The following is an 18620-nucleotide window of genomic DNA, read 5'->3' as shown; positions in this document are numbered from 1 at the left end:
GGTTCACCGATCCGCGAGTCGTTGGTTGACGTAGTCGACGGCGAGCCGCGGCGTCTTCATGATCGACACGGCGTCGTCGGGGATGCGCACCTCGTACTCCTGCTGCACCCGCGCCGCCAGCTCCAGCAGCGCGAGCGAGTCGTAGCCGAGGTCTTCGAACGGCGCGTCGAGCGTCGCCGGGTCGGCCCAGTCGGTCTGCTCGACCACCCCGGAACTGGTCTCCAGGATCCGACGCAGGTCGTCGAGGGTCAGCTGGCTCATTTGTTTCCTCCCGTCGGTCGCTGCCACCCGTCGCGCACGCCGCCGACCTGCGGCACCGGCGAATCGGGGTGCGGGACCTCCTCGGTGTCGACGTGGCCCAGCTCGGGACGCGGGGCGAGCGGACTGATCTGGAACACGATCAGCGCGGTGTCGCCACCGGCGTTGACGATGCGGTGCCGTTGGCCGCGCCGGACCATGAGAGCCTCGTCGGCCGCGAGCTTGACCTCCGTACCGTCGACCCGGATCACGACCTCGCCGCGCACCAGGTAACAGAACTTGTCCGAGTACGGGTTGTACTGCTCGGCCAGGAACTCGCCCGGCTCCAGCCGGACCGTGCCCATGAAGCCCTCCGTCGCGTCGACGGTCTTCGGGCTGAGCAGGATCCGCACCTCGCCGCCGATCCGGTTGATGCCGGGCACGTCGGTGGCGGCGACCTTCACGATCGGTTGCCGATGCATGGTCATCCCTTCTCTGCGACGAGCACTCGGAACGGCAGGTCCGTCGGGTGGACGGTGGCCGGGCCGAAACCCGCCGCGGCGAGGACCCGGTTGTAGGCGGCGACGGAGTGCGACTCCCCCTCGAAGGTCCAGACCAACATCAGGACCGAGAAGAGGTACGGCGCCGGGTCGAGTGCCGGCGACTCGTCGCCGGTGGTGAAGCCGACGATGACGAGCCGTCCACCCGGCTTGACCACCGTGCCGAGCCGGCCCACCAGCTCACGCACCCGATCCTCGGAGAAGTGGTGGGTGACGTTGGTGAGCAGCACGACGTCGTAGGGGCCGCCGAGATCGGTGGTGAACATGTCGCCGGGCAGGAATGACGCCCGGTCGCGCACGCCGAGCCGCTCGGCGTGCTTCTCCGTCACGGCGAGCACGTTGGGCCAGTCGAGCGAGGTCACCGCCGCCTGCGGGTTGTGCTGCGCGAGTGTGTAGCCGTAGACGCCGTGGCCGCAGGCGACGTCGAGGATGTCCAGCTCGGCGCGCTCCTTCGTCCACGGCGCGAGCGCCTCCGCCATCACCTCAGCGGTCGGCTGGGCGACCTTCGTCGCGTACGCGGCGAAGTCCTCCCAGTAGGTGTACTCCGGGGTCTCGGCGTGCACGTCGAGCACGGTGCCGCCGGCCCGTACGGCGGCGCTGAGGTCACGCAGCGCGTCCCACTCCCAGTCGCTCGACATCACCTTGACCATTCCGCCCAGATAGTCAGGACGGGTGCTGACCAGGTGGTCGGCGGCCGCCGGGGTGAGCGAGAAGTGCCCGCCGACCCGGTCGGTGAGGCGGATCGCGGTGAGCGCGTCCAGCAGGATGCGCGCGCCGCGCGGGTGGATGCCGAGCTTCGGGGCGAGCCCGCTGGCCGTCGCCGGGCCCTCGGCGAGCGCGTCGAAGACGCCCAGCTCCACCCCGGTACGCAGCAGGCTCGTCTTCTTGTACGCCTGCATCATGTCGTTGATGTCGCGGCGGGTCAGCGTCACGTGATGCTCCCTGTCTCGGGGCTCCAGGTGTAGAAGGGCGTGGCTTTCGAGTCCTGCAGCTCGCTCATGCTGTCCGGCGCGTAGCGCTGCAGGTAGGCCGCGAGGCGCCGGTTGACCTCCTGAAAGTCCGCGCGGGCGCGGGCCGCGAGGAGCTTGTCGAAGACGTCGGTGTCGGCCTCGAGCAGGTGCATGTAGAGGTCCTGGTAGCGGAAGAGCGTGCGCCGCGAGATGCCGACGACGTGCGGCATGTCGCCCTTGTCGTGCTCGGCGAAGAGCTCGGCGACCGCGTCGGCGTGGCCGGGGGCCATCCGCATGACCATGAGGGCCCGGTAGGACATGTCAGGCTCCCCGCAGGATCGTGGCCAGGGCGGCGGCCAGGGTCTGCGTCTGGTCTTCGACCGGGCCGGCGCTGCGCCAGGCGACGATGCCGTCGGGGCGGACCAGCAGCGCGCCGCCGGGGCCGACGCCGCAGCTGGCGAGCCACGTGCCGTCGTCGGCGAGGTCGCCGCCGGGGCCGGCGGTCAGCGCCTGGATCGGGAGGCCGGTCTGCGCCGAGACGGCCTGGGCGGCCGCGAGCCAGGTGCCGTCGCCGGGAGCGGTGACCAACGTCCAGCCCTCGGTCAGCACGTCGATCGTGGACACGCGACTGCCGTTGTGGTCGACCCAGCCGTGCGGCGCACGCGATCCGGGTTGGCCGGTGAAGGTGAGCTCGCGGGGCAGCAGCTCGGCGTCGGCGGGCGCCCCGACGATCGCGTTCGAGGTGTACCGGTAGCCCATCGTCACGATGACGAAGTCCCGGTAGGCGGCCTTGTCCTCGTCGGCGAGCTGCCCCCGGGTGCGGAACAGCATCCACGCCTGGTCGGCGGTCGCGGCACCGACCGGACGACGCTCGGCCTCGTAGGAGTCGAGCAGGCTCTCGTCGGCGTGGCCCTGGAGCACGTCGGCGAGTTTCCAGGCCAGGTTGTGGGCGTCCTGGATGCCGGCGTTGACGCCGAAGCCGCCGGCCGGCGGGTGGGCGTGACAGGCGTCGCCGGCGAGGAATACCCGCCCCGACTGGTACGCGTCGGCGACCATGTGCCGCGCGTCCCAGGGCTGGGCCGATTCGACCTCGACCTCCAGCTCGGGGTCGCCTGCGGCGATGCGGGCCAGCTCGACGCAGCGCTCCGGGGTGAAGTCGGCCGGCGACTGCCCCCGCTCGGGGTAGTAGTTGACGCCGAACATCCACCGCCCCGGCTCGATGAAGAGCAGCAGGCCCTGGGCCAGCTGGTTCATCAGGTAGATCAGGGTGAACCGGGGCGCGGTGTCGGGCAGGTCGACCTTGGCGCGGAAGATGATGCTGACGAAGTTCCCGGCCACGCCGTTGCTGCGGTTTCCGATCTGGAGCATCTCGCGGACGGGGCTCTTCACGCCGTCCGCCGCGACGACGTAGCGCGCCCGGATGGTGCGTGGCGTGCCGTTGTCGTTGACTGTCGCGGTCACCCCGTCGGAGTCTTGGACCAGCCCGACCAGCTCGTTCTGGAAGCGGATCTCCGCGCCCGCTTCGACGGCGGCGTCGAAGAGCAGCGGCTCGTAGTGGTCCTGGCCGCACCAGATCGGCCAGCTCGGAGTGAACCTGTCGTAGTCGACGTCGTGCGCCTCCATGACGAACGACTTGTGGAGGTCGGCCAGCGACTGGGCGCCGAGCATGACCAGTGGCGTGGCTCGGCCGGCGCGGACGAGGTCGAGTTCGGCACCCGGCCCGACGATCTTCATGCCGGCCTCCTGCACGGCCGGCTCCAGGCCGACGGTGCGGAAGATCTCCACCGTGCGGGCGTGCAGACCGGTCGCGCGAGGGATCGTCGACAGCCGGGGCCGACGTTCGACCAGGATCGGCCGGATCCCCTTGCGGGCCAGGAAGAGCGCGGTCGAGAGGCCGACCGGGCCACCGCCGACGATCAGGACGTCGGTGCTTCCGTCAGACATGAGCGTCCTCCGTGTAGACGACTTTGTAGAGGTGGCGTTCCGGCGTGGCGATCGCGCGTACCTCGCCGAAGTGCGGGTGGACCTCGGGGTTCTTGAGCATCGCGGTGAAGTGCTCTTCGCTCTTCCACTGCGCGTAGTTGACGACCCGGGTGCCGTCGAGGCTGGCGTGGATGTTCGCCGACACGAACCCGTCGACCTTGGACATCACCGCGTCGGTTGCCTCGATCAGGATGTCGACGAGCTTCTGCTGGTTGGCCGGCTCGACGGTGAAGACGTTGACCATCGTCACGACCGGCTGGTCGATGCCGATGTGTGCCATTGCGGGCTTCCTTTCCTAGATCGGACGCGCTTCGAGCAGGGCCCAGCCGCGGGACGCGGGGGTGTTGACCAGCTCGAAACCGGACGCGGTGAACAGCGCTTGCCATTCGCGGAGGTCGCGCTCCTTGCCGCCGAAGAGCACCAGCATGTCGATGTCGATGATCTTGGCGTGGTCCCACTGGTTGCGCGGCGGCACGATCTGGTCGATCGCGATGAGGCGGGAGTCGGCGTCGCCGATCGCCGCGCGGATCCGACGCAGCAGCGTGACGCAGGTGTCGTCCGGCCAGTTGTGGACGATCGACTTCAGGATGTACGCGTCAGCGCCGGCGGGCAGCTCGTCGGTGAAGAAGTCACCGCCGCGCACCTCGACCCGCTCGGTGACACCGTGCTCCTTGAGCAACGGCTCGGCGTCGGCCACCACCTCGGGCAGATCGAAGAGGACGCCGGTGCCCTCAGGGTGGCGCTGGAGCATCTTGGCCAGGAAGTAGCCGTTGCTGCCGCCGATGTCGGCGATCCGGCCGAACCGTTCGGGCGCCAACTCCGCCGCGAACCGGTCGGCGAGCCGCCGGCTCCAGTGCGCCATGAAGCCCTCGAAGAACCGGTTCGCCTCCGGGTGAGCCTGGAGGTAGTCGTAGAAGCCCATGCCGAAGACCTTGTTGAACGCCGGCTCGCCGGTGCGGACGCTGTGCATGATCTCCGCGTACGGGAGGCGGTTGAAGTCGGCGCCGCTGAACTGCACCATCGGCCGCAGGCCGCCGATCCGGGCCGACGTCAGCCCCTCGCCCAACGGGGTCAGCGCGAACGACCCGTCCTCCTGCTCGTCGAAGATGCCGACCGCGGCGGCCGCGCGGAGGATCCGCCGCAGCGCGTCCTCGTGCGACTCGGTCGCCGCCGCCAGCCGGGCGACCGGCACCGGGCCGTCGACGAGCAGGTCGGCGACGCCGAGCTCGGTGACCACGTAGATCACGTTGGCGATCTGTTTGGCGCTTCCCAGCACCGCGATCTGCCGTTCACGCAGGTCAAGCGCCTGCTGATCGTCGAAGTTCGCGACGGCGGCGAGGCTGGCGTCGGTCATCGTCCATTCCTTTCGTCGGTCACGACCATGGCCGCGTTGAACCCGCCGTAGCCCCTGGCGAGCACGAGCGCCGCGCGTACGGGTGTCTCCCGCGCGACGTCGCGCACCAGGTCCAGTTGCAGGCCCTCGGCCGGCTGGCGGATGTTGGTGGTGGGCGGGATGACACCGTGTCGGATCGACAGCAGCGCGGAGACGAGGTCGAGCGCCGCCCCGCCCGAGTAGAGCCGGCCGGTCATCGTCTTGGGTGCGGTCACCGGCACCCCACGGGCACCGAAGACGGCGGTGATCGCCTCGGCTTCGACGCGGTCGAGTTCCGCGACCCCGGCGCCGTCGGCGAAGACGACGTCGATGTCGGCTGGCGTGAGACCGGCGTCGGACAGGGCCATCTCGGCCGCGCGACGCAGGCCCGGCGGGCGGCCGGAGCCGGGCCGGGGGTCGAACGTCGCGCCGTAACCGGCGATCACCCCGTAGACGGCGGCCCCGCGTCGGGCGGCGGCGCGTTCGTCCTCCAACACGAGGATCGCCCCGCCCTCGCCCGGCACGTAACCCGACGCGTTGGCGTCGAACGGTAGGAACGCCGTGGCCGGATCGCGTCCCGTACTGAGCAGGCCGTTGGCGAGTTGGGCCGTCCAGCCCCACGGGCAGAGCGACGCGTCGACACCGCCGGTCATCACCAGCTGCACGCCCTTGCGTACCTGCCGCCGGGCCTGCGCCACCGCGTCGAGCCCGCCCGCCTGCTCGGTGACGAGCACCCCGGTCGGCCCGCGCATCCCGTGCCGGATCGAGATCTGACCGGTGTTGACCGCGTAGAACCAGGCGAACGACTGGTACGCGCTGACGTGCTCGGAGCCCTTGCTCCAGAGCTTCTCCAGCTCACGATGGCCGAACTCGAAGCCACCGGAGGCGCTGGCGGTGACGACACCCATGCCGAACTCGGGCAGCGCCGACGGGTCGACGGACGCGTCGGCCAGCGCCCACTGCGCCGCCGTCAGCGCCAGCCGGGTCATGTGGTCGGTCTGCGCCATCAAGCGGCTCGGAATGTGCTCGGCCGCCGCGTATCCGGGAACCTCGCCGGCCAGCTGCGCGGGGTAGTCCGAAGGATCGAAACGGCTGATCGGCCCGATGCCGCCCACCCCGGCGACGGTGGCCGCCCAGAAGGCGTCGCGGCCCAGCCCGTTGGGCGCGGCCACGCCGACCCCGGTGACGACAGTGGTCATGCCACACGCGCCAGGAGCATCGCGCTCTGGAAGCCGCCGAACCCGCTGCCCACGCTCAACACCACGTCGGTCTGCTGCTCGCGGGCGGTGAGCGGCACGTAGTCGAGGTCGCACTCCGGGTCGCGTTCATGCAGGTTGGCTGTCGGCGGCACCACACCGTGCTTGATCGCCAGGGCCGACGCCGCGATCTCGATCGACCCGATGGCACCGAGCGAGTGGCCGATCATCGACTTGATCGAACTGACCGGTGTGCGGTACGCGTGGTCCCCGAGGCTCCGCTTGAACGCCGCTGTCTCGTGCCGGTCGTTCTGCTTCGTCCCCGAACCGTGCGCGTTGATGTAGTCGACGGCGTCGCCGGGCAGCCGGGCGTCGGCGAGCGCGACCCGGATGGCCTCGGCCATCTCCCGCCCGTCGGGTCGCAGACCGGTCATGTGGAACGCGTTGGAGCGGGAGGCGAACCCGACCAGCTCGGCGTAGATCTGCGCACCCCGCCGGCGGGCGTGCTCCAGCTCTTCGAGGACGAACATCGCCGAGCCCTCGCCGAGGACGAACCCGTCGCGGCTGTTGTCGAACGGCCGCGACGCGTGCGTCGGGTCGTCGTTGCGGGCCGTGGTCGCCTTGATCGCGTCGAAGCAGGCCACCGTGATCGGCGAGATCGGGGCATCGGTCGCACCGGCGATCATCACGTCGGCCGAGCCCTCGCGGATCAGCTCCCGGGCGTGACCGACCGAGTCGAGACCCGACGTGCACCCGGTGGAGACCACCGTCGCCGGGCCTTCCGCATCGACCGACCACGCCACCTCACGAGCGAACGAGCTCGGCACCAGATAGTCGTAGAGGTGTGGGGTGGCGTACCGGTGGTCGGTCAGCCATTTCCGGCCCCCGTCGCTGACCACGACGTACTCCTCTTCGAGGCTCATCGTGGCCCCGACGGCCGTGCCGACACTGACGCCGACGCGGGTCGGGTCGGCGACCTCGAAGCCGCTGTCGGCCAGCGCCTCCCGGGTGCAGACCACGGCCATCTGGGCCGCGCGGTCCATCCGGCGGATCTCCTGCGGCGACAGGCCCTCGGCGGCCGGGTCGAAGTCGGCCTCCGCGGCCACCCGCGACCGGAAGGGGGTGGCATCGAAGAACGACAGGGTACGGGTGGCCGTACGGCCAGCGGTCAACAGTTCCCAGAACGCCTTGGTGCCCAGTCCACCGGGGGCGATGACGCCAATCCCGGTGATGACCACCCGACGGTCGGATGTGCTCGTCATGGAAGACCTCCTGGCCGCGATGTCCGTGTGAAAGCTAGGGACGGCCGGTCGAACGGCGCTGGAGCGTCGGTCGAGGGCCTGTCACGAGGCCCTGGCGAGCCCGGGGCGCAGTGGCGCACCGGCGGCCAACACCTCCCGCTGGAGCCGCTGGAGGTCAGGCGAAGGGTCCAGGCCCAACTCCTCACTGAGCACCCGGCGCAGGTGGTGGTACGCCTGCAACGCCTCGCCCCGTCGTCCCGACCGGCTGAGCGCCACGATCAGCTGGCGGTGGAACCACTCGTTGAGCGGGTACGTACCCACGAGGTAGCGCAGCTCGCCGATCAGCTCACGATGGCGCCCGAGCGTGATGTCGGCCTGGATGCGCAGCTCCAACGCGCGGATCCACTGCTCCTGTAGGTGGATCGCGTGCGCCTCCAGGGCCGGCCCGAACGTCACGTTCGCGCCCACCGGCCCCGTCCACATGGCCAGCGCCCGCCGCAACACCTCCGCGCCCTCCTCGGGCCGGTCCGACTCGATGTGGGTGCGGCCCTGGTCGAGCAGCGTCTCGAACACCTCGGCGTCGAGCTGGCCCGGCTCCACCCTGAGCAGGTAGCCGCGGGCCCGGCTCTCCAGCACGGTCCGCTCCGGGGTCTCGATGCCCTCTTTCGCGAAGAGCTTGCGCAGGTGGTAGATGTAGGTCTGCACCGTGGTGACCGCACTGCGCGCCGGATCGTCACCCCACAGCTCTCGGATTATCGAGTCGACCAGGACGACCCGGTTGGCCCGCATCACCAGCAGCGCCAGCACGGTCCGCACCTTCGGCGGCGTCGGCGTGCAGATCCGGCCCTCGTGGATCACTTCCAGCGACCCGAGAATCTCGTACCTGACCACAGTGGTCCCCCATTCCCCATAGCGCTCGTCGAGACGCTCTCAAGCTATGGATGAGCGAGGTGTGTCGGAATGACCGCAGGTAGCGACATCGCAGGTTCTTCCGAGGATCGATGTGTGTCGAAAGTTGTACGACGGATACCCCTTTGATCGCTCGATGCTTCCTCCAGGCAACCTCCACCGGCGGAGGGCAGACTCGCCGGGCCCGCACGCCCCCTGGGTTAGGAGTCACACATGTCGCGCCGTCTCTTCACCTCCGAGTCGGTCACCGAAGGTCATCCCGACAAGATCGCCGATCAGATCAGCGATGGGATCCTCGACGCGCTTCTGGCGCAGGACCCGCACAGCCGGGTCGCCGTCGAGAGCCTGATCACCACCGGCCAGGTCCACGTCGCGGGCGAGGTCACCACGCAGGCCTACGCCGACATTCCACGGATCGTGCGTGACACGGTCCTGAACATCGGTTACGACTCGTCGAAGAAGGGCTTCGACGGCGGCTCCTGCGGCGTCAGCATCTCGATCGGCGCCCAGTCGCCCGACATCGCGCAGGGCGTCGACACGGCGATCGAGCTGCGCGACGGTTCGTCCGGCGGCGGGCTCGACGCCCAGGGCGCCGGTGACCAGGGCATGATGTTCGGCTTCGCCTGCTCGGAGACGCCGGAGCTGATGCCACTGCCGATCGCGCTGGCGCACCGCCTGGCCCGTCGTCTGGCCGCCGTCCGCAAGGACGGGACGGTGCCCTACCTGCGGCCGGACGGCAAGACCCAGGTCACCGTCGAGTACGACGGTCTCCGCCCGGTCCGGCTCGACACCGTCGTGGTCTCCTCGCAGCACGCGGCCCACATCTCCCTGGACGAACTACTCGCCCCGGACATCCGGGACCACGTGATCACGCCGGAGTTGGAGGCGCTCGACCTCGACACCGAGGGTTACCGGCTACTGGTCAACCCGACCGGGCGGTTCGAGATCGGTGGCCCGATGGGCGACGCGGGCCTGACCGGACGGAAGATCATCGTCGACACCTACGGCGGGTACGCCCGGCACGGTGGTGGTGCGTTCTCGGGGAAGGACCCGTCGAAGGTCGACCGGTCGGCGGCGTACGCGATGCGGTGGGTGGCGAAGAACGTGGTCGCCGCGGGCCTGGCGGAACGGTGTGAGGCGCAGGTGGCGTACGCCATCGGCAAGGCCCACCCGGTGAGCCTGTTCGTGGAGACGTTCGGCACCGAGACGGTGCCGCTGGACCGGATCGAGAAGGCGATCGGCGAGGTCTTCGACCTGCGCCCGGCGGCGATCATCCGTGACCTGGACCTGCTGCGCCCGATCTACCAGCAGACGGCGGCCTACGGCCACTTCGGCCGTGAGCTCCCGGACCTGACCTGGGAGCGCACGGACCGGGCCGCCGACCTCAAGGCCGCCTGTTGAGCAACGTCCGCGGTCGCTAAGGCGACGGGCGGCGAGGGCGTGGCACCAACCGGTCGTGTGGCAGCGTCACCAGTGACGCTGCCACCGCCTTGTTGACCGCGTCGATGCGGGAGACCGCACCGAGCTTGGCGAAGATGCGACGCAGGTGGCTCTTCACCGTGGCCTCCGTCAGGTCGAGCCGGCGCGCGATCTGGGCGTTGGTCATCGCCTCGGCCGCGAGTTGGAGGATCGCCAGCTCGACGGGGGACAGAATGGCGGGCTCCGCGTTCTGCACCTGCACCAGACTCTGGCCGGAGACCGAGAGCAGCACCGAGCCGCTGCCGTCCCGCGCCTTACGGATCGCGGCGACCAGCTCCTCCCGGCCCACGCTCTTGAGCAGGTACGCACGCACCCCCGCGGCGATCAGACGGCGCAGCAGGTCGGGGCTGTCGTACATGCTGAGGATGACGACTGCGCTGTCGGGCGACACCTCACGGATGCGACGTACCGTGACCACCGGATCGTCGCCGGGAATCTCGACGTCGAGCAACACCACGTCGGGCCGTTCGGACGCCGCCTTGGCGACCGCGCTGGCGGAGTCGCCCGCCTCGTCGACCACGTCGAGGTCGGCGTGGACCTCAAGCACCCAGCGCAGCCCTTCGCGGACGAGAGCGTGGTCGTCGACGATGAGGATGGTGGTGGCGCCGGCGGAGGACCCACCGTCGGACCGCGTCAACCTGACCCCCAGACCCCATCCCCCGCCGCCAGCGCGCGCATGATGGGCACCGTATCGCGGACGCGTGACGCCACGGCTATCGTGGCGTCCTCCCGACACGAGAACGCCACGATCGCCGCGCGATTCTGTCAGTCTCGTATGGACAGACGAACCAACTCGCCGTTGCCGAGGCCCTTGTTCGCGATGTAGAAGCTGCCGTCCGGTGCGATGGCGAACGACATCGGAGAGTCGAGACCCGTGCTCGCCAACTCCCGGTGGCTGCCGTCGCGTTCCACCCGGATCAACGCACCGGTGGAATCGCCCGAGCTGAGCCCGTTCTTCGCGATCTCCAACACCACCAACCGGCCCCGCTTGTCGAACGCGAGGTCGATGATGTTGGTGAAGCCGGTCGCATAGATCGTCGGCTCCTGGCCGGGCACCAGCCGCCACACCCGGGCACCGCCGTTCGGGAACGGGTGTCCGGTCAGCTGGCCGATGTAGAGGGCGTGGTCCGGGCCACGGGCGATGGTGACCGGCACGAACTGGATCGGCGTCGTCGAGCCGGGCGGCAGACCCCACTCCGGTGGGGCCGGCACGTCTTCCTGCGGCCAGACGTGTTCGGTCGTGACCCTGCCGCGACGGTCGATCCGGAGCACGTCGTTGGCGGCCGCGTCGAGCGCGTAGATGTTCCGCCCATCGTCGATGGCGGCGTACGGCTGGCTCTCCGGAATGACGCCGTCTGGGTTGTGCAGCCCCTCGTAGGCGGAGAGGTCGCCGACAACCGACCACCGGCGCTTCCCCTCGACCCGCAGGATCGTCCCCATCGTGGCCCCGGCCGCGCCGAGCAGGTCACGTGAGACCGGATCGGTGCTGTAACCCATCGCCACCAACAGCTTGCCGTGCCGATCGAAGGCCAGGTCGTGTGCGCCGTAGACGGAGAAGCCGCCACCGGTGCTGCGCAGCGACGGCAGGCCCGTCACGACTCGCTTCTGCCAGCCGTGCCGGACGGCCGTGATCGCACCGGTCGAGCCGTAGCAGAGGTTCGTGCCGAACGTGCCGGGGATGCAGACGTCGTCGCCGCCGAGCCCGGCCTCGGCGACGTAGACGGTGCCGGCACGGTCGATGGCGACCCCGCGCGGGTTGTCGAGGTTGCGGGCGACGACGGTGAGTCGCCCGTTGGTCGATGTGGCCGCGGTGGCGGGCGCGGCAATGCCGACCACCAGTACCAGCGGCACGGCCAGCGACAACGTTCGTCGCATCGCGTCGAGCATGGGTTCTCCTCAGCAAGAGGGGTACGGATGCGAACGACGCTGCCGGCGTTGCCTCGAGGCCCGGTGGAGGGAGGCTCGACAGGCCCGCCTACTCCGGCTGGTTGGGAGTGCCGCGCCCCAGCTCATAGGGGGACGTCACGCCCTCGTAGGCGAGGTGCATCACCATGCCGTTGGCCGCGTGGTCGAGGTTGTGGCAGTGGTCCATCCAGAGCCCCGGGTTGTCCGCCTTGAAGCCGATCTCGTAGATCTGGCCGGGGATCACGTCGAGGCTGTCGATCCACCACGGCGACCCGGTCGCGCGGACCCCGTCGCGCGACAACACCAACGCGTGGTGGCCGTGCAGATGCATCGGGTGGTTCTGGTGGCTGCGGTTGACGATCCGAACCTTGACCAGGTCGCCCATCCGAACCATCAAGGTCGGCGTATTGGGGAAACTCTTCCCGTTGATGATCGGCACCAGGTGGAGCCCGCCGTCGTAGAACGATAACCGGTCGTCGAGCAGCTGGGTGAACGAGCGGTCGTACGACGAGCCCGCGTCGAAGGGCCGGGAGCCCTCGGAGCCGTACGAGAGCGGGTCGAACTGGTCCCCGTCGTCGACGACCTTCGGCGTCGAGGTGTCACCGGGCGGCGCCAACACCAACCCGCCGTCCCGGTTGGCGAGGTCGGTCAGGCGCACGGCGTTCGCCGGCATCGTGAACGTCACGTCGTAGCGTCCGCCGGTCGCCAACCCGAACCGAGGGTCGGTCAGCGGGGTCGGGCCGCTGAGGTCGACCCCGTCGATCGCCGCGACCCGCACCGGCGTGCCGTTAACCGTGAGGGACCGCGGACGGCTGTCGGTGGACGGATTGTTGTCGGTGTTGATCAGGCGCAGCCGCACCGGCGTGCCCGGGGCGATCTCCTGGCGTTGCAGCGTGTCACTGGTGCCGAAGGAGACGATGTTGTCGTCCGGCGTACGCCACTCGTGCGCCATCACGACGACGTCACGCTCGCCGGGTGGTGGGCCGTCGCGCGGCTCGACGATCAGCGCGCCGAACAGCCCTCGCCGGATCGCCTCGAGCGGGTTCTGATGCGTGTGGTACCAGAATGTGCCGACCTGCTCGGCGATGAACCGGTAGGTGAAGCTGCCGCCCATCTCCACCGCGTTCTGGGTCGCGCCGGCCACACCATCCTCACGGTTGGGCACGTCGAGGCCGTGCCAGTGCAGGGTCACGTTCTCGTCGGGGATCTCGTTGTGCAGCGTCACCTCCACGAGGTCGCCCTCGCGGACCCGCAGCTCCGGCCCCGGGGACTGACCGTTGTACGTCAGGGCCTTGATCTCGGTGCCCGACGACAGCCGTACCGTGGCGTTCTTCGCGGTCAGGGTGAAGGCCTTGTTGGGCTTGCCGGTCTGTGGCCCGCGCAGGTCGTCGACGGAAACCCCACCGTGACCACCGTGGCCGAACGAGGGGCCGCCGCCGTAGTCGACGTTGTCGTGGGACGTCATGCTCATGCGGTCGGGCAGCCTGCTGCTCTGGGCCACGTAGGCGATGCCGGCGGCGACGACGAGCACCACGACGGCGGTCTGCGCGGTGGCGCGCAGGGCACTGGCCCGTCGGCCCCGGCGGACGAAGTCGGTCGCCGTGGCGGCCCGCAGGCGCCGCCCCTGCCAGAACCACAGCACCAGCACCGAGAGGAGGATCGGCGCGGCGTGGGTCGCGATGTCGTCGAGGTACGAGGGGACCGGACGCGACACGTACGCGAAGTAGACGCCGACGACCGTCGCCACGGCCGTCACCTGGACCGGAACGACGAATCGGGGATCGGCGGCGGCGGAGCGCGTCGCCACGTCGAGCGGTGCGTCGTCGCGGTTGGCCAGGGCGCGCAGGCCCGGCACGGTCCAGACGGCGACGGCCAGCATCGGCAGCAGCAGGAGCGGCATCTGCACGATCACCCGGTTGTCGGCGAAGATCCAGTCGACGGCGAGCATCAACCCGATCGCGACGCACTTGACGACCAGCACCACGAGCGCGGCGACCAGCAGGCGCAGCAGCCGGCGGGCGCTTTTCCGCAGTGCCTCGGGCGTGGGCCGCCAGGCCAGCCGTGTGGCGAGGATCGCCGCGGCCAGCCAGATCAGGAAGAGGACCCCGGCCAGGATCCCATCGGCGTTCTCTCCGACCTCAAACATGACGCCAACATACGGAAGGTGTGCGACACATGGCATCCGGTGACGACCGACCAGGGTGTACGGCGATCGCCGTAGCCGGAATCCCCGGCGAAACAGGGGCCGTAGCTAGCTGCCGGGCGCGACGAGCCCCGTCTGGTAGGCGAGCACGACGAGTTGCGCGCGGTCGCGGACGCGCAGCTTGACCATGGCCCGGTGGACGTGGGTGCGGGCCGTGGCGGGGCTCATCGACAGCCGACGCCCGATCTCCTCATTCGTCAGCCCGTTGGCCACCAGGCTCATCACCTCCCGTTCGCGGTCGGTCAACACCGCCAGCCGGCCGCCGTCGACCGGTGCCGGCGCGACCTTGCTGACGAACGCGCTCACCAGCCGACTCGTCACCCGCGGCGAGATCAACATGTCCCCGCCGGCCACCACCCGCACCGCCTGGCGCAGCTCATCGGGCTCGATGTCCTTGAGCAGGAACCCGCTCGCGCCGGCGCGCAGCGCCTCGAAGACGTACTCGTCGAGCTCGAAGGTGGTCAGGACGATGACCCGCACGGCGGGGAACCGCTCGACGATCGCGGCCGTGGCCTTCACCCCGTCGAGCACGGGCATGCGCACGTCCATCAGCACGATGTCGGGTCGGGTCGCGGCGACCATCTCGACGGCCTGGGCGCCGTTGGCCGCCTCACCGACCACCTCCAGGTCGTCGCTGTGGTCGAGCAGGCCCCGGAAACCGGCCCGCACGAGGGTCTGGTCGTCCGCCAGCACCATCCGGATCGTCACGCTGTCTCCTCCACCTCGACCGGCAGCCGCGCGGCCACTCGGAACCCCCCGCCCTCCGGCCGGGGCCCGGCCTCGAGCGAGCCGCCCGCGGCCGTGGCCCGTTCCCGCATGCCGGCCACCCCGTGCCCCCGCTGGCTCGCGCCGGCCCCGACCCCGTCGTCGACGATCTCGACCGTGACGGCGCCACCCGCGTAGGTGATGGTGACGTCGACGGTCGTCGCCTCGGCGTGTTTGACCGTGTTGGTGATCGACTCCTGCACGATCCGGTAGACCGACAGCGCCACCTCCGGCGGAATCGGGCGCGGGGTGCCGACAACGCCGGAGCGCACCTTCACGCCGGCCTGTTCGGCGACCGCGTAGACGCGGGCCAGATCGGGCACCTCCCCGGCGTCGCGGAGCATGCCGATCGCCGCGCGGACCTCGTGCATCGCGTCGCGGGCCGCACCCCGGATGCTCCGCAGCGCGGCCCGCGCCTCGGCCGGCTTGCTGTCGAAGATGTCGTCGGCGAGGCTCGCCTGCACACTGATCGCGGCAATCGTGTGACCGAGCACGTCGTGGACTTCGCGGGCGATGCGGAGCCGTTCCTGGGCGACCTCGTGTTGACGTTCCTGGCGCATGACGGCGAGACGCTGCTGCGCCTCGGCCAGCCGGATCCGACGGGTACGGATCGTCTCGGCGAGCAGCACCACGGCCGCGAGCAGCGAGCCCTCTTCGAGGGTGGCCGAGAGCGCGGGGAAGAAGCCCTCGCCGAGCAGCGAGTACCGCATGATCAGCTCAAGGACGACGAAGAACCCGGCGACGACGAGCGCCCAGGTGAACCGGCCGGCGGCCGCGACGGAGAAGAGGGCCGCGGCCAGCGGGAGAGCCGGCGGGATGCCGGGGTACTCGAGCGCGTAGTAGATCATCAGCGCGGTGACCGAGCCGACGAGCACCAGCAGCGGCCAGCGCCGCCGGAAGACCAGCAGCAGCCCGATCGCCGCGCCGATCGCGTAGGCGCGCGCGTCCGGCGGCCGGGCGCCGGGCTCGTTGGCGACTCGGATCGCCACCGCGACGACGGCCGCGACCACGATGCCGAGGACGACATCGATCGCGATGCGGCGGATGGCCGGGGTCATGTCCGCAACGGTACGACGCGCGCACGGTCCGTTAGCGAGGGCCCCTTCCTGACCCGGAAACCGTCAGCAAGGGGCCCGTCCCTTCAGGCTCGGCGAAGCGTGAGGAGGGTCTGCCCGGTGGGGATCACCGTGCTGCCGTCCACCTGGAGCCCGGCCTTCTCGCCCAGTTCGGCGTACTCGCGCCAGGTCCTCGCCTTGCCGGCCATCAGCGAGAGGAGGCGCAGGTCCATCTGGGTGATGAACATCAGCCGGGCCGGGTCGTCGGGGAAGTTGTCGTTCTCGTCCTTCACGAGGATCTGCACGATCAGCACCTTTCCGGTCGTGCCGATCGCGTCCGCCGCCCGCTGGAGGATCTTCTCGGCGGCGCTGTCGTTCCAGTCGTGCAGAACGTTCGACAGGATGTAGACGTCGGCGCCGGCCGGGAGCGGGTCGAAGATGCTCCCGCTGACGACCTCGGCGCGGTCGGCGATGCCGGCCGCCTCGAACCGGGCCCGGCCCTGCTCGACGACGCCCGGCAGGTCGACCACGGTGCCGCGCAGGTGCGGTTGGGCCTTGAGGATCTCGGTGAGCAGGGCGCCGGTGCCGCCGCCGACGTCGATGACGTGGTTGACGGCCCTCCAGTCGTAGCCCTGGACGACCTGGTCGAAGTAGCTCGCGTGGGTGGCCATCAGCGCGCCGAACGACGTGGCCCGGTCGGGGTTGGTGGCCAGGTCGTCCCAGAACTCGATGCCGTAACGCACCGGGTACGCCGCGTCACCGGTGCGGATCGAGTGGGTCAGCGAGCTGAACGTGCCCTCGATCCGGCCGGCCATCGAGTCGACGTCGAGCCAGGGGCGCTGGGCGGCGGGGTGGTCGGTCTTGAGGAACTCGGCGGCTTCCGTCAGGGCGTACACCCGCGGCTCGGTCTCCTTGAAGACGCCACGGACCGAGAGGTAGCGCAGCAGCCGGTGCAGCGCGTCGGGATTGGCCTTCGTCGCCGCGGCGAGCTCGTCGAGCGTGGTGGTGCCCGCGGCGATCAGGTCGGCGAGGCCGAGCGTCGCCGCGGCCCGCACTGCCCACGGCGTGATCGTGTCGGTCAGCGAGTAGAGATTGACCCGATTTTCCGTCATGGCGGCGAGCTTCGACGACGGCGCTCGAGACCGGCTCGAAACCGCGTCGATCGACCCGTTCTCCAGCAAGGTTCGAGTGGCCCGACGCAGGCTGCGCCTGTCACGGCCGCCATGCGAAGGGGACACGATGGGCGCCAGCCACCAGGAGCGCGGAGCGATCGAGGTCATTCAGGACCTCATGCAGCAGAAGTGGGTCTACGAGCTGTTCGGCGAGATCGGCGCGCGCCAGGGTGCCTCGGCCGCGCACGTCGAGCAACTGAGGGCGGTCGACGCCGCCGCGCACGTGTTCTGGCCGTTCCAGGCACCGCCGTTTCCGGTCATCGCGGCCACCGCGAACGGATCGACACTGACCGACATCGACGGCAACACCTACCTCGACTGCCACATGGGGTACGGCGCTCAGGCGCTGCACGGTCACAACCCGGCCCCGGTCGTGGACTTCGTCCGCGAGCGGCTCGGCAAGGGCACCGGCAACGGCTACACCAACGCGTTGGAGCTGGAACTCGCGACGCTGCTGCGGGAGATCCTCCCGCACAACGAGAAGTTCGCCTTCCAGCACTCGGGTACGGGTGCCACCCAGTCGGCGATTCGGCTCTGTCGTGCGTTCACGGGGCGGCGGATGGTCGCCAAGTTCGAGGGCACCCTCCACGGGTCGCACGACCTGGCGGTCCACAACACCGCGCCCTGGTATCACGGGCACCCCGCGGTGCCGTTCCCGGAGATCGGCAAGGACGGCATCCCGCTGGTGTCGGCGTTCGCCGGTGTCACCCCGGCCGAACCGCGCGACCTGCTGATCCTGCCCAACGACACCGCGCTCGCGGTTGAGTTGATCGAGCGTCACGCGGGCGAGTTGGCCTGCATCCTCGCCGAGCCGGCCGCGTCGTCGTTCCCGTTCGAGGAGACGACGATCCCGATGATCCGTGAGGTGGCGGTGGCTGCCCGGCGGCTCGGGGTGCCGTTCATCCTCGACGAGGTGCTGACGGGCTTCCGATCGGGGCTCGGCGGCGCCGCGCAGAAGTTCGACATCCCGACCGACCTGGTCACCTACGGCAAGGTGATCAGCGGGCTCGGGCTGCCGCTGTCGGCGATCGGCGGTCGGGCCGACATCCTCGACATCTCGCAGACCAGTGGGCAGTCGTGGACCGACTTCGGCCAGAAGACCGGCCTGCAGGGCAGTCACACCGGCAACTACCTGTCGGTGGCGGCGTCGCTGGCCACGCTCCAGCTGCTCCGCGACAAGGGACCCGCCTACTACACCGACCTGAAGACCAGGATCGACCGGGTTCAGGCACGGCTGGCGGCGTTCCGGGCGGCCGAGGGGATTCCGCTGCGCATGGTGGGGTTCGGCGACTACATCGGGTGCTTCCAGTTCCTCCCGGAAGACTCCTACACCGACTACCGGGACTACTCGCGGGCGCTCAACCCGGCGACGTTCATCCTCACCCTGCTGCTGCGCAAGCGCGGCATCTACACGCTGGGCATGCCGATGTTCTTCGCCGGCGGCGCCCACAGCGACGCCGACGTCGACCGGCTCACCGACGCCGTGCTGGAGAGCACGCTGGAGCTTCGCGCCAACGACTTCCCCTTCGAGCTGGCGTGGCCGGCGACGTCGGAATGGGGCGCGGATTCCTCCGACTGGTAGCCGCCGTTGCG

The 18620-nt window shown here is 70.1% G+C and carries 18 protein-coding genes; 2 read left to right on the top strand and 16 right to left on the bottom strand.

What is annotated here, in order from left to right; translation table 11 throughout:
- Positions 1-3: 3 nt before the first annotated feature.
- The 10 genes from EV382_RS28485 to EV382_RS28440 all read right to left on the bottom strand — a co-directional run bounded on the left by EV382_RS28485 (position 4) and on the right by EV382_RS28440 (position 8430).
- A complete protein-coding gene (locus EV382_RS28485) occupies positions 4-261 on the bottom strand; it encodes an acyl carrier protein (RefSeq protein ID WP_130406896.1) in 258 nt (85 codons plus the stop codon).
- A complete protein-coding gene (locus tag EV382_RS28480; RefSeq protein ID WP_130406894.1) occupies positions 258-719 on the bottom strand; it encodes a cupin domain-containing protein in 462 nt (153 codons plus the stop codon). The genes EV382_RS28485 and EV382_RS28480 overlap by 4 nt, the downstream gene beginning before the upstream one ends.
- 2 nt (positions 720-721) lie before the next feature.
- On the bottom strand, positions 722-1729 hold the full coding sequence (locus EV382_RS28475; RefSeq protein ID WP_244236839.1) for a class I SAM-dependent methyltransferase: 1008 nt from the start codon (positions 1727-1729) through the stop codon (positions 722-724).
- Positions 1726-2067 (bottom strand): TcmI family type II polyketide cyclase, encoded by a 342-nt coding sequence (locus tag EV382_RS28470; RefSeq protein ID WP_130406892.1) that lies wholly within the window; start codon positions 2065-2067, stop codon positions 1726-1728. The genes EV382_RS28475 and EV382_RS28470 overlap by 4 nt, the downstream gene beginning before the upstream one ends.
- 1 nt (position 2068) lies before the next feature.
- Positions 2069-3691: an FAD-dependent oxidoreductase gene (locus EV382_RS28465; protein ID WP_130406890.1), complete on the bottom strand. Its 1623-nt coding sequence runs from the start codon at positions 3689-3691 to the stop codon at positions 2069-2071.
- The gene (locus tag EV382_RS28460) at positions 3684-4010 is read right to left on the bottom strand and encodes an antibiotic biosynthesis monooxygenase family protein (protein WP_130406888.1); all 327 of its coding nucleotides are present in this window, start codon (positions 4008-4010) and stop codon (positions 3684-3686) included. Before EV382_RS28460 ends, EV382_RS28465 begins: the two co-directional genes overlap by 8 nt.
- A 15-nt stretch (positions 4011-4025) precedes the next feature.
- The gene (locus EV382_RS28455) at positions 4026-5084 is read right to left on the bottom strand and encodes a methyltransferase (RefSeq protein WP_130406886.1); all 1059 of its coding nucleotides are present in this window, start codon (positions 5082-5084) and stop codon (positions 4026-4028) included.
- The gene (locus EV382_RS28450; protein ID WP_130406884.1) at positions 5081-6301 is read right to left on the bottom strand and encodes a ketosynthase chain-length factor; all 1221 of its coding nucleotides are present in this window, start codon (positions 6299-6301) and stop codon (positions 5081-5083) included. Before EV382_RS28450 ends, EV382_RS28455 begins: the two co-directional genes overlap by 4 nt.
- Positions 6298-7560, bottom strand: a complete 1263-nt coding sequence (locus EV382_RS28445; RefSeq protein ID WP_130406882.1) for a beta-ketoacyl-[acyl-carrier-protein] synthase family protein — start codon at positions 7558-7560, stop codon at positions 6298-6300. The genes EV382_RS28450 and EV382_RS28445 overlap by 4 nt, the downstream gene beginning before the upstream one ends.
- An 81-nt stretch (positions 7561-7641) precedes the next feature.
- Positions 7642-8430, bottom strand: coding sequence for an AfsR/SARP family transcriptional regulator (locus EV382_RS28440; RefSeq protein ID WP_130406880.1), 789 nt, complete (start codon positions 8428-8430; stop codon positions 7642-7644).
- Between the two features lie 231 nt (positions 8431-8661).
- Between EV382_RS28440 and metK the strand changes: the two genes are divergently transcribed.
- Complete coding sequence (metK, locus tag EV382_RS28435; RefSeq protein WP_130406878.1) at positions 8662-9849, top strand: methionine adenosyltransferase; 1188 nt, start codon at positions 8662-8664, stop codon at positions 9847-9849.
- 16 nt (positions 9850-9865) lie between these two features.
- Here metK and EV382_RS28430 read toward each other — a convergent pair whose 3' ends face one another.
- From EV382_RS28430 to EV382_RS28405, 6 genes are all read right to left on the bottom strand, one after another.
- Positions 9866-10564, bottom strand: coding sequence for a response regulator (locus EV382_RS28430; protein WP_130406876.1), 699 nt, complete (start codon positions 10562-10564; stop codon positions 9866-9868).
- 128 nt (positions 10565-10692) lie between these two features.
- On the bottom strand, positions 10693-11814 hold the full coding sequence (locus tag EV382_RS28425; protein ID WP_130406874.1) for a ScyD/ScyE family protein: 1122 nt from the start codon (positions 11812-11814) through the stop codon (positions 10693-10695).
- 88 nt (positions 11815-11902) lie between these two features.
- Positions 11903-13978 carry a multicopper oxidase family protein gene (locus EV382_RS28420; protein WP_130406872.1) on the bottom strand — a complete coding sequence of 692 codons (2076 nt, stop codon included), beginning with the start codon at positions 13976-13978 and terminating at the stop codon, positions 11903-11905.
- 105 nt (positions 13979-14083) lie between these two features.
- A complete protein-coding gene (locus EV382_RS28415) occupies positions 14084-14743 on the bottom strand; it encodes a response regulator (protein WP_130406870.1) in 660 nt (219 codons plus the stop codon).
- Positions 14740-15858, bottom strand: coding sequence for a sensor histidine kinase (locus tag EV382_RS28410; protein ID WP_130406868.1), 1119 nt, complete (start codon positions 15856-15858; stop codon positions 14740-14742). Before EV382_RS28410 ends, EV382_RS28415 begins: the two co-directional genes overlap by 4 nt.
- A gap of 83 nt (positions 15859-15941) precedes the next feature.
- Positions 15942-16967, bottom strand: coding sequence for a methyltransferase (locus tag EV382_RS28405; RefSeq protein ID WP_165435878.1), 1026 nt, complete (start codon positions 16965-16967; stop codon positions 15942-15944).
- A 127-nt stretch (positions 16968-17094) separates the two neighbouring features.
- On the opposite strand from EV382_RS28405, the gene EV382_RS28400 reads away from it, so the two are divergent.
- Positions 17095-18609, top strand: a complete 1515-nt coding sequence (locus EV382_RS28400; protein WP_165435877.1) for an aminotransferase class III-fold pyridoxal phosphate-dependent enzyme — start codon at positions 17095-17097, stop codon at positions 18607-18609.
- The last annotated feature ends 11 nt before the right edge of the window (positions 18610-18620 follow it).

The organism is Micromonospora violae (assembly GCF_004217135.1).
GTDB lineage: Bacteria > Actinomycetota > Actinomycetes > Mycobacteriales > Micromonosporaceae > Micromonospora > Micromonospora violae.
The sequence above is the reverse complement of the archived record's forward strand: the minus strand, read 5'-3'. Positions and strand labels throughout refer to the sequence as shown.

Bases quoted from the DNA above. Each gene is read 5' to 3' on its own strand.
- EV382_RS28480 (WP_130406894.1), bottom strand. From the start codon at position 719: ATGCATCGGCAACCGATCGTGAAGGTCGCCGCCACCGACGTGCCCGGC.
- EV382_RS28420 (WP_130406872.1), bottom strand. From the start codon at position 13,978: ATGTTTGAGGTCGGAGAGAACGCCGATGGGATCCTGGCCGGGGTCCTC.
- EV382_RS28460 (WP_130406888.1), bottom strand. From the start codon at position 4,010: ATGGCACACATCGGCATCGACCAGCCGGTCGTGACGATGGTCAACGTC.
- EV382_RS28465 (WP_130406890.1), bottom strand. From the start codon at position 3,691: ATGTCTGACGGAAGCACCGACGTCCTGATCGTCGGCGGTGGCCCGGTC.
- EV382_RS28455 (WP_130406886.1), bottom strand. From the start codon at position 5,084: ATGACCGACGCCAGCCTCGCCGCCGTCGCGAACTTCGACGATCAGCAG.
- metK (WP_130406878.1), top strand. From the start codon at position 8,662: ATGTCGCGCCGTCTCTTCACCTCCGAGTCGGTCACCGAAGGTCATCCC.
- EV382_RS28485 (WP_130406896.1), bottom strand. From the start codon at position 261: ATGAGCCAGCTGACCCTCGACGACCTGCGTCGGATCCTGGAGACCAGT.
- EV382_RS28400 (WP_165435877.1), top strand. From the start codon at position 17,095: ATGGGCGCCAGCCACCAGGAGCGCGGAGCGATCGAGGTCATTCAGGAC.
- EV382_RS28425 (WP_130406874.1), bottom strand. From the start codon at position 11,814: ATGCTCGACGCGATGCGACGAACGTTGTCGCTGGCCGTGCCGCTGGTA.
- EV382_RS28450 (WP_130406884.1), bottom strand. From the start codon at position 6,301: ATGACCACTGTCGTCACCGGGGTCGGCGTGGCCGCGCCCAACGGGCTG.
- EV382_RS28445 (WP_130406882.1), bottom strand. From the start codon at position 7,560: ATGACGAGCACATCCGACCGTCGGGTGGTCATCACCGGGATTGGCGTC.
- EV382_RS28410 (WP_130406868.1), bottom strand. From the start codon at position 15,858: ATGACCCCGGCCATCCGCCGCATCGCGATCGATGTCGTCCTCGGCATC.
- EV382_RS28470 (WP_130406892.1), bottom strand. From the start codon at position 2,067: ATGTCCTACCGGGCCCTCATGGTCATGCGGATGGCCCCCGGCCACGCC.
- EV382_RS28405 (WP_165435878.1), bottom strand. From the start codon at position 16,967: ATGACGGAAAATCGGGTCAATCTCTACTCGCTGACCGACACGATCACG.